Raw genomic sequence first — 11,453 nt, 5'->3', positions numbered from 1 at the left:
ACATAAGCCACCCCAGCTGAAGGATAAGCGGAAATTCCAACATTAATGATATAATCTCCATTATAAAGATTTGCTGAAAATGTATATGGAAATGTTGGGTTCGTTACCGTATAGGTGGTACCATCGGGAACATAAATCAGTTGAATCCAGTTAGTTGATACACCTGTACTGTAAACTGTAATCGTTGGTCCGCATCTTTTAACTGTTTTTTTTGCTTCTTTTCTGGGTTTATCAACATGATCGTTGGGTAAGCTAAAACTGCTGGCTAGTAGTAACATAACTGGCAATGCCAGTAAAATGAGGGATTTTTTCATATTCGGGTTATTTTAGATAAGGAATTATCTAATCTACTCTTTTCCCTTGGCTTCGGAGATTAAAAACAAAGCTTGAGAATTTGAGATATTGTCCAACACTTTACCATTATTGCCACATTATCCCTAATTTTGCAGATAAAGTAGTAAAATTGGTTAATGAAAGTAATTCAATTTACTGTCCCGGTTGCCGATGAAGGTGCTGTAGTGATACAGGAAGATATCCTCCCTTACTTCTATAACTACCTGCATCGCCACAAAGAGGCGCAGGTAACACTTATTATAAAAGGGGAAGGTACCCTGATTGCCGGAAACTATACACAACCGTTCAAAGCAGGAGATATTTATGTGATTGGCGCCAACCAGCCGCATATGTTCAAGGGAGATGCCCGTTATTTTGAAAATTTACAGGAGAAGAATATTCACGCTATCCATATCTTTTTCGATCATGAGCATGCCTTACAGGGCTTGTTTTCGCTGAAAGAGATGGACACCGTGAGAAAGTTCCTGCAACTCACTGCCAACAGTTTGCAACTGCCCGCGGAATATGCAGAGAAAACAGCAGCTGATATATTAAGGATTGCAAGGCTCAGCGGCGCAGAAAGATTGCTGGCATTTGTAAGCATGCTGGTGTATTTTTCTAAACAGGTGAAGGACTGGAGATCCTTATCCACCGGATTTTCCAGGCACTCCTACAGTGAGTCGGAAGGGTTGCGGATGAATGATATTTACCAGTACACCCTGGAGCATTATGCGGAAAATATATCGCTGGGACAAATTGCGGGTGTAGCGCATCTTACCACCTATGCCTTCTGCAAATACTTTAAAAAACATACCAGGAAAACCTACCTCGAATTTCTGAATGAGATCAGGATCAATGTGGCCTGCAAAAATATCATCAACGGCGATTTCGACAGCATTGCGGCGGTAGCCTATGCCACCGGGTATAATAACCCGATCACGTTTAACCGGGTGTTCAGAAAGGTAACAGGGATGTCGCCTTCTGCCTATGCGAGGCAATACCGCTTTGCGGAAGAGCTAAAGTAAGGGCCGTCCCACTTTGCTCTGCTTCTTTTTGCAGGTCTTCTATATGTACCGCAATGGTACCTGAATAAAACAGGGGCTGACCATTGCTTTTGGTCAGCCCCTGTTTTCTATATTATTTTCAATGCGCGAAATCGCTCATATAATCACCGGTAATACGCTCCATAGGCGGGTTGAAGTAACCGAACTTCAGGTCTGGAAATTCTTCATGGATCAGTTCCTGCAGTTGTTTTACGCCTAAACATTCACCCGTTTCCGTGATGCCCAGTTTACCAAGGTACCAGTCGGGATCAATATTGAAATTGCGCCACTGGATCATGTTCAGCCCTGTTTCCCGGATCAGCCTGCGCAGCGCTTCATATTCATCTGCGCTGTCTGTCATACCGGGGAACACGAAATAGTTGATGGAGGTCCAGCCACCAAATTCACGCACTACTTTCAGGCTTTCGATAATGTCTTCAAAAACGTAGTTGTTAGGGCGGTAATATGGGGTGTAATATTTTTCCTGTGCGGAGTTCAGGCTTACCCGGATACTGTTCAAGCCCGCTTCACAGAGGGCTCTTACGGCATCGGGCTTACTGCCGTTGGTATTGATATTGATGCTGCCTTTGGGCGTATGTTTACGTATTTCCAGGATGGATTCGCGGATGGTTTCCCACATGAGCAGGGGCTCGCCTTCACAGCCTTGTCCGAAGCTCACAATAGGGAAGGGGGCTGTTTCCAGGTGGGGTACAGTGTACTCCACAATTTCCTCAGCGGTTGGTTTAAAACGGAGACGGTCCTGCGTGGAAACAATACTTTCTTCTTCCGGCTGGAATGATATGCATCCAACACAATTGGCATTACATGCAGGAGAGGAAGGAATAGGGCATTCCCATCTCCCCATAAAATAATTACGGGCGGCAGGGCATTCGTAGGTGAGTGCGCAATTTTCTGCAAGATGCTGTACCAGCCTGTTGTGCGGGTATGCTTCCACCAGGGTTTTTACCCCCTGTTTTACTTTTTTATCATCAAATCCTGCGCATTCCTGGCGGATATCTGCTTCAATACGGGTGGCGGGTACATAAAATTTACCGTCCAGCCAGCCTACTGCAGTGTAGCAGAACAGCGGCAGGGTAGGTGCATCCGGCATGGTTTCGTAGGCAGCCAGGTAAAAACCGGTATGCGCCGGCGGTATGAATGCGGCTACGGCCCATCCTTTATCGCACAGCTGCATGTCGCCGGTAGCGGCGTTGATACCAATGCCACGGCGGCCGGGCAACTCATACAAATTACCTCCTTCCGGTAATTCAATCCATTCATCTGCTTCCACCGGCCATGCGTCCCAGCCGCTGCGGCCGGTTACATACATGGAGGTATCTTCAAAAATATTACCGTTACCGTCTGAGTATAATATGTAAGGTGTTTGTTTCAGCATTTTTTATTTTTAGGTACTGTTTATTGCACCCTGCTTTGGAAGAAATTATTCAAGGCTTCCCTTTGTGCTGCGCCTGGTTCATCCAGTACTTCCAGTTGCAGGATCCTGTTGTTTTTAAAGTCGATCGTAAGCAGGTCGTTCCGCAAAATTACGTTATTCAGTTCGTTCCAGCCAACCAGCCTTTTTGAAAAGGTTCCCGGAAGCGTGATCCCGGTAGTGTCCATTTTCACGTAAACGGGCTGGAAAATGCGGTGCTCCATCCAGCCTACATAAGCCAGTCCGGCGCCTACCAGGAACAGCAGCAAGGCGGTAACGGGATTCAGGTGCGAAAGGAAGTACAGGCTGCCGGTAAAGCAGATCAGCGCTTCTATTATCCTGGCTACGGTATTGGCTTCGCTAAATTTCTTAAACTTCCTCATGGTAAAGGGAAAGCCGATACAGGCAATTCCTATTACAAGAAAGAATACTACCAGGAACCAGTTAGGTTGCGGACTGCGGTAAATGCCGATCGCATTAAACAGGAACAGTATGCCGGTAAGCCCGTGCATCACCGGTAATAACCGGATTCTGCTGGGGGTATTCGGATGCAGGATGCGCAAACTTTGCATGTACAGGAATGTGAGATTAAGAATTGGAACTGATCAGCAGGTTACAAAGTTTGAACAGCACACGTGCGCCTACATTGGCATCCCATTCATCGTGTGAAGTGCTTACTTCGTTCAGGTCAAAGCCGATCAGTTTCCTGCCGCTTTCGAGTACTTTTTTGAAAAGATAGTATACCTGCTCTACCTCGAAACCGCCGGCTACCGGGGTGCCGGTATGCGGGCATAATTTCGGATCCAGCCCGTCGATATCAAAACTGATATATACCTGTTGCGGTAAAGTAGCTATAATGCTGTCGCAGATAGCTTTCCAGGATTCCCCTTCAAATTGTCTTTCCTTGATCTGCTTATCGAAGAAGGTAACTACACGGCCTTCACTGCTATTGATATAATCCACTTCTTCCTCGCAGTAATCGCGGATCCCTACCTGCACCAGTTTGGAAAGCTGCGGTACTTCGGCCAGCGCATTGAACATGATGGAAGCGTGGGAGTATTTGAATCCTTCGTATGCATCGCGGAGATCGCAGTGTGCATCTATCTGCAGGATACCAAATTCGCCTTTGTGCTCGCCAATGGCTTTGAAGAAGCCCAGCGGCGTACTGTGGTCGCCGCCTACGAGGCCAACCAGCTTTCCTTTTTCCAGCAGGGCTTTGGTTTGGGTGTACACCCATTCATTCATGGCCCTGGTGCCGTTGCTCACATCTACCAGGGTTTTTTTCAGAAATTCATTTTCAGAAATATCTCCCCCTTCGGTCAGGAACTTCAGGTACAGTTCAGCTTCCTTGCGCAGGTAATCGCTGCGCAGCAGGAGGTGTTTGTCCGGTTCCCGCATATAGAAACCCTGTTTCCAGCCGTCTTTCACATCTGCATCGTACAGGTCTACCTGGAAGGAAGCCCTGAAAATATGTTCCGGGCCACGGGCGGTACCATTACTATAAGAAACGGTTACTTCCCAGGGAACAGGTACCAGTACCAGTCTTGCTTCTTCTTCGGAAAAAGGTAAGCCAAAAACGTTGTTGGACAGCAGGCCAACCGAGTTAGGGTCAAATTGAGATAAATCTGCCATGATAAAGTCGTACTTTTCTAAATTCCGCGCAAAGATAGGATTATGTTTACTTACAGCCGTCCTTCTCATAAAAAGAATTGCCTTTTATATAAATTTTGTCGGAAGAAGGTCATTTTGACTTAATTTTGCCGATTAATCGGAAACAAATAAAGTAAGGCAAAAAGTGAGGAGGTGGTGAAGTCGCGCGGGTAAAGGGTTTTTGCAGCTTGTGTCTAATCAATAGGGAAGATAATTTTCATATGAAAAAAACAAATATTATTCTGCTGGTGGTAATTGCGGTGGCAATTGGAGTGATAGTGACTATGGTGGGTGATTTCAGTACCTATGAAACTTTTGCAACAGCCCGTGAGAAGGAGGGAAAAGAGTTCCATGTAATTGGTACACTCGATACCTTAAAGGCGATGAACTACGATCCGATCAAAGATGCCAACCTGTTTAGCTTCTATGTCCACGATAAAACCGGGGAATCCCACAAAGTAGTTTTCTACGGCGCTAAACCTACCGACTTTGAAAAAGCCGAATCCATTGTACTCACCGGTAAAATGGATGGCAATGAATTTCATTGCAGTAAAATACTGATGAAATGTCCGTCCAAGTATAAGGACGACCAGGTTGCAGTAAGCAACAAACAGTTGTAATCAGCTATACGATATGATTATCATCGCCGGATAATCAATGCCACAATATTTATATCTCTCAGAGGAATTTTATGAAGTTTGTAGGGGAACATTTACTGCCGGGCCAACTGGGCCACTTCTTTGCCATACTGGCATTTGTAGCATCTATGGTAGCCACCGTGGCTTATTATAATGTAGTTAAAGGAAAAGAACCGCTGATCCGGGATTCATGGAAGAAACTGGCGCGCTGGTCTTTTATTATACAGTCGGCCGCCGTAATAGGCGTTTTCAGTTGCCTGTACTTTATCCTGTATAATCATTATTTCGAATATAAATACGCATGGCGTAATACCTCGCGCGACCTGCCTATCCAGTACCTGTTGTCCAGCCTCTGGTCCGACCAGGAAGGAAGTTTCCTGCTCTGGAGTATCTGGAACAGTATCCTGGGGATTTTCCTGATCCGCACTTCCAAAAACTGGGAGGCGCCGGTGATGACAATTTTCTCCCTGGCACAGCTGATCATGGCAAGTATGCTGCTTGGTATTTTCATCCTGGGTTATAAAGTAGGCAGCAATCCTTTCATGCTGCTGAGGGAAGCGCCTGAAAACCAGGCAGCTCCTATTTTCCAGACAGCAGATTATATGCAGCATATCCACGACGGGAACGGGTTGAACGTTACGTTGCAGAACTACTGGATGGTGATCCACCCGCCGGTACTGTTCCTGGGTTTTGCTTCCATGATCATTCCTTTTGCCTTTGCCTTTGCAGGGCTGTGGGTAAAGGATTATACCGGTTGGGTAAAACCGGTACAACCCTGGAGCCTTTTTGCCATAATGATGCTGGGAACCGGTATCATGATGGGCGCCGCCTGGGCATATGAGTCATTGAATTTTGGCGGTTACTGGGCATGGGACCCGGTAGAGAATGCCTCGCTGGTACCCTGGCTTACCATGGTGGCGGGCGTACATACCCTCCTGGCCTACAAAGCCACGGGGCACTCACTGAAATCCACCTTCTTCTTCTTCTTTATTTCCTACGTACTGATCCTGTATTCCTCTTTCTTAACAAAGAGCGGTGTACTGGGAGATACCTCCGTACACTCCTTTACAGATATGGGGATGACCGCACAGCTGCTGTTTTCCATGCTGGTGTTCACCATCCCGTCTATCGCCCTGCTGATCATCCGCAGGAAGGAAATTCCTACTGTTAAAAAAGAAGAGAACAGCTACTCCCGCGAGTTCTGGCTGTTTGTAGGTTCCCTGATCCTGCTGATTGCAGGTATCCAGATCACCTTTACTACTTCTATTCCCGTATGGAATAAATTACTGAGCGTAACCGGTTTGAAGACGCTGTTCAGTATGAACGATATTGCGCCCCCATCTGATAGTATTTTCCACTACAACAAGATCCAGATCTGGATTGCTATTGTATTGGGCGTATTAACCGCCATTGTGCAGTTTATGCGGTACAAGGATACTCCCCGTGGCGAGATCACCAAAAAGCTGCTGGTGCCCACCGTGGTCGCTTTACTGTTAACCGGGCTGGTGGCCTGGAAAGGTACTATCACTTACGATAAGTATGGCGCCGGCTTCCTCACTGCTATTTATCTGATGTTGTTCGCCAGCATTTATGCCATTGTGGCCAACTTCTTTTATATCTTCTCCGGCCTGAAAGGCAAGCTGAAAAACGCAGGCGCCTCTGTAGCGCATATTGGCTTTGGTATGGTACTGTTGGGCGTGCTGATCTCCTCCGCTAAAATGGAAGTGATTTCACTGGACCGTATGAAGATGCTGGGTGATGGTATTTTTACAAAGGAAAGCAAACAGAATCCGCGCGAGAATATTATGCTGCCAAAAGATGTACCGGTGGAAATGGGCGACTACCATGTTACCTACACAGGTGATTCCGTAGCGCAGGGCGATCCTAAAACGTACTATGTAGTGCATTACGAGAAAAAAGACAGGCAAACAGGCAAAGCGCTGGAGCGTTTTACCCTTTACCCGGATGCGTTTGTAAATAAAAAGGAAAATGCACTTTCTTCCAACCCGGCTTCCAGGCACTACCTGACAAAGGATATATTCACCTATGTATCTGCCGCACCTAACCGTGATGAAGCCGCCCAGGCAGATACCACGCCTTATGTGACCCATGAAATGAAGCAGGGCGACTCTGTATTTTTCTCCAAAGGGTTCATTGTGCTGAAAGGATTGAACACCAGCCCGCAAAGCCGCAATTATGTTCCGCAGAGTGGCGACCTGGCTGTAGGGGCCGAGCTGGAGGTATACACGCAAACAGACGATCATTTTAAACTGCAGCCTATCTATTTTATCCGCGACAGCAGCTACCAGTACAGTGTGGAAGATACCCTGGCGCCGCTGAACCTGAATGTAAGGTTCTCGAAGATCATGCCTGCGGAAAACAAAATAGAGCTGAAAGTAAAAGAAGCCACCAGCTTCAACGACTATATCGTGATGAAAGCGCTGATATTCCCTTATATCAACGTGTTATGGCTGGGTATCATTATTACAGTGATAGGTACTGCAATGAGCATTTATCAGAAAATAAGGAGAAGATAATCTTTGTATATTTTTTCAGAGAGAATCCTTCAATGGCATGGCTGTTGAAGGATTTTTTCTTGGTTAAATCCTTCCGGAGGCGGCGGCATTTCAGAATTGTTCTATACATTTAACAGGAATAAATATCCTGATGATGCCTAGGTGGTTACGTATATCCCTGATCGTTATAGCCACGCTTGCCGTGGTGTATTTTCTCGGCCCCTCCCCGGAAGCGCCGGTGTATGAGCATCGTTTACCGGCAGTGCCGGCAGCCGGCCCGGCCCTGGATGCTTATATAAAGCATAAAGAGGCAGCCTATCGCCTGAAACCTGATAATGAAGCCCGTATTGTATGGCAGGACACCGGTTTTCATAAAACGCCTTATTCGGTGGTATACCTGCACGGCTTTTCCGCCAGCCAGGAAGAAGGAAACCCGGTACACCGCAATTTTGCCGCTCGCTACGGGTGTAACCTGTTCCTGTCGCGGCTCGACGGGCACGGGATTGAAACCAGCGATCCGCTGCTGCATATGACAGCCGCCGGTTTGTGGAAAGATGCAGAAGAGGCATTGAGCATAGGCAAGGCACTGGGCAATAAGGTGATCCTGGTGACCACCTCCACCGGTGGTACGCTGGCGCTGAAGCTGGCAGCAGCCTATCCCAACGATGTTTATGCGATGATCAATATGTCGCCCAACATTGCCATCAACGACAACCTGGCCTTCCTCGCCAATAATCCCTGGGGATTACAATTAGCACGGGCGGTGAGCAAAGGGGACTTCAGGCACAGCGATGATAAGAACCCCGAAATAGCAAAGTACTGGTATAATAATTACCGCCTGGAAGCGGTGGTACAATTGCAAAACCTGCTGGAGTCCAGCATGGTGGATGCCACTTTTGAGAAAGTACATCAGCCGGTGCTCAATTTATACTATTATAAAGATGAGGCGAACCAGGATGGAACCGTGAGAGTATCCGCTATTCTGGAAATGGAAAAGAAGCTGGGCACACCGGATTCCTTAAAGGAAGCCGTGGCAATTCCGGGGGCTGGCAATCATGTAATGGGATGCGCGCTGACAGGGCACGACATTCCCGCGGTGGAAAAAGCGATCGACCATTTTGCGGAAAATATCTTGCATATGAAACCAATCCGCTAACACTTTTTAGTTAACACCGAATCTCAAATCTTTTTATAACTTGTGGTAACATTCTATCAGTAAGCAACGTTAAGTTAACTATGCGTATCCGTTTTAAACAGATCATCATTTCACTGTTCCTGGTATTGGGCATGTCCTTTTACCACAGTGGCGCGATGGCCCAGGAGGCGCATGGGGCGGATGTGATACCATTGCATGCCATTGTAGTGGGACAGGATACCGTGCCGGTGATCACCCTGGCGATATTTGATGTAGTGGCGAAGATGCCCAAAGCCCTGCGTAAAGAGCGTGAGCGCTGGAGCCGTTTACGGAATGCGGTATATGTAACTTACCCTTATGCCAGATCAGCGGCAAGGGTACTGAAAGATGTGAACAGCCGCCTGGCTTCCATGAATAAAAAGGAACGTAAGGCCTTCCTGGCCACCAAAGAAAAAGAACTCAAGGCCCAGTTCGGCGATAAACTGGAAAACCTCTCCGTATACCAGGGTAAAGTACTCATGAAACTGATTAACCGCGAAACGGGTCAGAACTGCTTTGAAATTATCAAAGAGCTTAAAGGCGGCTTTAATGCCCGCGTATGGCAAACCGTTGCTTTCTTTTTTGGAGGCAACCTGAAAAGCGACTACGACAAACAGGAAGATCGCGACATTGAGGCGATTGTGCAGGAGCTGGAAATGTACCAGCAATACCGCGTCTACAATTAATTGGGCTATCTTCGTAATATTCGCCTGTCATGAAAAGGGTTTATTATGAAAGCAAGGATCTTACTTAGCAGCTTATTATTTATTTCCGTTGGAGCCATGGCACAGGTGGCCGGCGATGATCCCGTGTATGTGCTGGACAGCGTGGTGGTAAACCAGGCCGCTATAGGGCAGGTATCGCCCGACCGGATTGGGGTGATCACCATTGCAAAAGGCTCCAAAGCAGTGCTGAAGTATGGCAGCCAGGCGGAAAATGGGGTGGTATATATAGAAACCAAACCCTTTGCCCGTAAAAGGGTGAATGTGCTGCTGAGCAGCGAATCCCCGGCATACGACAGCCTGCTGCGTAAATACGGCAACGACAGCAGCTTTTACTTTATCGTGAACGGGAAACCCGTTACTCCCACCAATGAAACCGGTTTAATGACCCTCGACAGGAAAACCTTCCGTTCTATGCGGATTATTTCTGATAAAGAGGTGCAGGACAAGTACCAGGTGATGGACCGGAAGGCCGGGATCGTGATCACCAGCTCAGAAGAGTAAATATTTTCCCATCTTTGCACCTCAATTTACAGCATATGAAACTAGATATACTGGCTATAGCGGTGCACCCCGACGATGTGGAACTGGGTTGTGCCGGCACCCTGATGGTACATGCCCAACAGGGAATGAAGGTAGGCGTTGTTGATCTTACCCGCGGAGAACTGGGCACACGTGGTACCCCCGAATTGCGGGAGCAGGAGGCGCAAGCCGCTGCAAAGATCATGGGACTGGAAGTCCGTGAAAACCTTGGATTGGCTGATGGCTTTTTCAGGAATGATACGATGGAGCAAATGGCTATTATTACCGCTATCCGGAAATACCGGCCAGATATTGTACTGGCCAATGCAATGGACGACCGCCACCCCGACCATGGAAGGGCAGGCAAACTGATTGCCGACAGTTGCTTCCTGGCAGGACTAAGAAAAGTAGAAACTTTGGCAGATGGGCAGACACAGGAAGCGTGGCGCCCGAAACAGGTTTTTCATTTCCTGCAGGACCGTTATCACGAACCCGATTTTGTAGTAGATATTACCGCTGTAATGGAGCGTAAGCTGGAAGCGATCAGGAGCTTCAGTTCACAGTTCCTGGCGCCGAAAGACCATGAGCCGCAAACCTATATTTCCGGTTCCGGCTTTTTTGACAGTGTTATTTACCGCGCGAAAATGCTGGGTAAGATGGTGGGAGTGGAGTATGCAGAAGGCTATACTTCCGCTAAAATGATCGGTATCAGGAGCTTTGCAGATGTGATCAGTGAAAATACCTGAGTGGCTTTGCCATTGAACAGAATAGGCTTTGAGGATACCCGGACCCTACTTTGCCATTGAACAGGGAAGGCTTAGGAGATGCTTAGTGCATACTTATGCCATACAGAGAAGGTGCACATGATGCGGAGGGAAGGTGGACTTGATCAGCAAACGTAGTACCGGCAAGAGTTAGAGAGGAATTGTTACACACTTAAAATAAGTTGGGAGACAATAGCGAAAACATTCGCGGTTGTCTCCCAATTCTTTTTTATCGATTGAAAATCAACTATAAAGTGTGTGTGAAAGCGAATATCCGCGGTAAAGTTAAGGGGGTGGGAAGCGCAACCCGGCTGCATCATTATTTGCCGGCAAACAAAAGCCCGACCCCGCTTTTGGGGTGTTTTCAGAAACGGTCAATGGGACCCGCTAAACACTAAATGAACAGATCTCGTGTAGCGTCAAATTCATCGTGTTTAATGATGCTGTTTTTAATAAACGGAATCAAAGCAAGTCCAATCGTGATAACCACCAGTAAAAAATATTTTTTCTTCATTTCCATGCTAATTTGATTAAAAAGTCCGTCTATATAACTAAATAACGTGCCAAAATGTTACAGAAATAGCATAAAAATGTTAAGCCCGGAATATTTTTTTTGATTATATAGGCGCTACCTCCGGATAGCTGTGTCATCGCAATAA

General features: G+C 47.0%; 11 protein-coding genes. 7 read left to right on the top strand and 4 right to left on the bottom strand.

What is annotated here, in order from left to right:
* Positions 1-314 (bottom strand): hypothetical protein (locus tag VN105_RS22630; protein ID WP_325644485.1); only part of this gene is annotated, 314 nt, incomplete at its 3' end.
* A 156-nt stretch (positions 315-470) separates the two neighbouring features.
* On the opposite strand from VN105_RS22630, the gene VN105_RS22625 reads away from it, so the two are divergent.
* Positions 471-1,358, top strand: a complete 888-nt coding sequence (locus VN105_RS22625) for an AraC family transcriptional regulator (RefSeq protein WP_325644483.1) — start codon at positions 471-473, stop codon at positions 1,356-1,358.
* A gap of 118 nt (positions 1,359-1,476) precedes the next feature.
* Here VN105_RS22625 and VN105_RS22620 read toward each other — a convergent pair whose 3' ends face one another.
* The 3 genes from VN105_RS22620 to VN105_RS22610 are packed head-to-tail and all read right to left on the bottom strand — an operon-like array spanning position 1,477 to position 4,440.
* On the bottom strand, positions 1,477-2,772 hold the full coding sequence (locus VN105_RS22620) for a radical SAM protein (protein WP_325644481.1): 1,296 nt from the start codon (positions 2,770-2,772) through the stop codon (positions 1,477-1,479).
* Between the two features lie 20 nt (positions 2,773-2,792).
* Positions 2,793-3,380, bottom strand: a complete 588-nt coding sequence (locus VN105_RS22615; RefSeq protein WP_325644479.1) for a hypothetical protein — start codon at positions 3,378-3,380, stop codon at positions 2,793-2,795.
* 16 nt (positions 3,381-3,396) lie between these two features.
* On the bottom strand, positions 3,397-4,440 hold the full coding sequence (locus VN105_RS22610; RefSeq protein WP_325644477.1) for an agmatinase family protein: 1,044 nt from the start codon (positions 4,438-4,440) through the stop codon (positions 3,397-3,399).
* 239 nt (positions 4,441-4,679) lie between these two features.
* Here VN105_RS22610 and VN105_RS22605 point away from each other — a divergent pair, with 239 nt between their 5' ends.
* The 6 genes from VN105_RS22605 to bshB1 all read left to right on the top strand — a co-directional run bounded on the left by VN105_RS22605 (position 4,680) and on the right by bshB1 (position 10,776).
* Positions 4,680-5,078 carry a cytochrome c maturation protein CcmE gene (locus VN105_RS22605; protein ID WP_325644475.1) on the top strand — a complete coding sequence of 133 codons (399 nt, stop codon included), beginning with the start codon at positions 4,680-4,682 and terminating at the stop codon, positions 5,076-5,078.
* Positions 5,079-5,149: 71 nt separating this feature from the next.
* Positions 5,150-7,633 carry a cytochrome c biogenesis protein CcsA gene (gene ccsA / locus VN105_RS22600; RefSeq protein ID WP_325644473.1) on the top strand — a complete coding sequence of 828 codons (2,484 nt, stop codon included), beginning with the start codon at positions 5,150-5,152 and terminating at the stop codon, positions 7,631-7,633.
* A 133-nt stretch (positions 7,634-7,766) separates the two neighbouring features.
* Positions 7,767-8,768 carry an alpha/beta hydrolase gene (locus VN105_RS22595; RefSeq protein ID WP_325644471.1) on the top strand — a complete coding sequence of 334 codons (1,002 nt, stop codon included), beginning with the start codon at positions 7,767-7,769 and terminating at the stop codon, positions 8,766-8,768.
* Positions 8,769-8,848: 80 nt separating this feature from the next.
* Positions 8,849-9,472: a DUF4294 domain-containing protein gene (locus VN105_RS22590; protein WP_325644469.1), complete on the top strand. Its 624-nt coding sequence runs from the start codon at positions 8,849-8,851 to the stop codon at positions 9,470-9,472.
* Between the two features lie 45 nt (positions 9,473-9,517).
* Positions 9,518-10,012 carry a hypothetical protein gene (locus VN105_RS22585; RefSeq protein ID WP_325644467.1) on the top strand — a complete coding sequence of 165 codons (495 nt, stop codon included), beginning with the start codon at positions 9,518-9,520 and terminating at the stop codon, positions 10,010-10,012.
* A gap of 35 nt (positions 10,013-10,047) precedes the next feature.
* Positions 10,048-10,776 (top strand): bacillithiol biosynthesis deacetylase BshB1, encoded by a 729-nt coding sequence (bshB1, locus tag VN105_RS22580; RefSeq protein WP_325644465.1) that lies wholly within the window; start codon positions 10,048-10,050, stop codon positions 10,774-10,776.
* Positions 10,777-11,453: the final 677 nt, after the last annotated feature.

The sequence above is a fragment of the Chitinophaga sp. genome (assembly GCF_035564935.1).
Lineage (GTDB): Bacteria > Bacteroidota > Bacteroidia > Chitinophagales > Chitinophagaceae > Chitinophaga.
The sequence above is the reverse complement of the archived record's forward strand: the minus strand, read 5'-3'. Positions and strand labels throughout refer to the sequence as shown.

Excerpts from the sequence above, each read along its gene's own strand:
- VN105_RS22585 (WP_325644467.1), top strand. The coding sequence starts at position 9,518 with ATGAAAGCAAGGATCTTACTTAGCAGCTTATTATTTATTTCCGTTGGA.
- VN105_RS22605 (WP_325644475.1), top strand. The coding sequence starts at position 4,680 with ATGAAAAAAACAAATATTATTCTGCTGGTGGTAATTGCGGTGGCAATT.
- bshB1 (WP_325644465.1), top strand. The coding sequence starts at position 10,048 with ATGAAACTAGATATACTGGCTATAGCGGTGCACCCCGACGATGTGGAA.
- VN105_RS22625 (WP_325644483.1), top strand. The coding sequence starts at position 471 with ATGAAAGTAATTCAATTTACTGTCCCGGTTGCCGATGAAGGTGCTGTA.
- VN105_RS22595 (WP_325644471.1), top strand. The coding sequence starts at position 7,767 with ATGCCTAGGTGGTTACGTATATCCCTGATCGTTATAGCCACGCTTGCC.
- VN105_RS22610 (WP_325644477.1), bottom strand. The coding sequence starts at position 4,440 with ATGGCAGATTTATCTCAATTTGACCCTAACTCGGTTGGCCTGCTGTCC.
- ccsA (WP_325644473.1), top strand. The coding sequence starts at position 5,150 with ATGAAGTTTGTAGGGGAACATTTACTGCCGGGCCAACTGGGCCACTTC.
- VN105_RS22615 (WP_325644479.1), bottom strand. The coding sequence starts at position 3,380 with ATGCAAAGTTTGCGCATCCTGCATCCGAATACCCCCAGCAGAATCCGG.
- VN105_RS22620 (WP_325644481.1), bottom strand. The coding sequence starts at position 2,772 with ATGCTGAAACAAACACCTTACATATTATACTCAGACGGTAACGGTAAT.
- VN105_RS22590 (WP_325644469.1), top strand. The coding sequence starts at position 8,849 with ATGCGTATCCGTTTTAAACAGATCATCATTTCACTGTTCCTGGTATTG.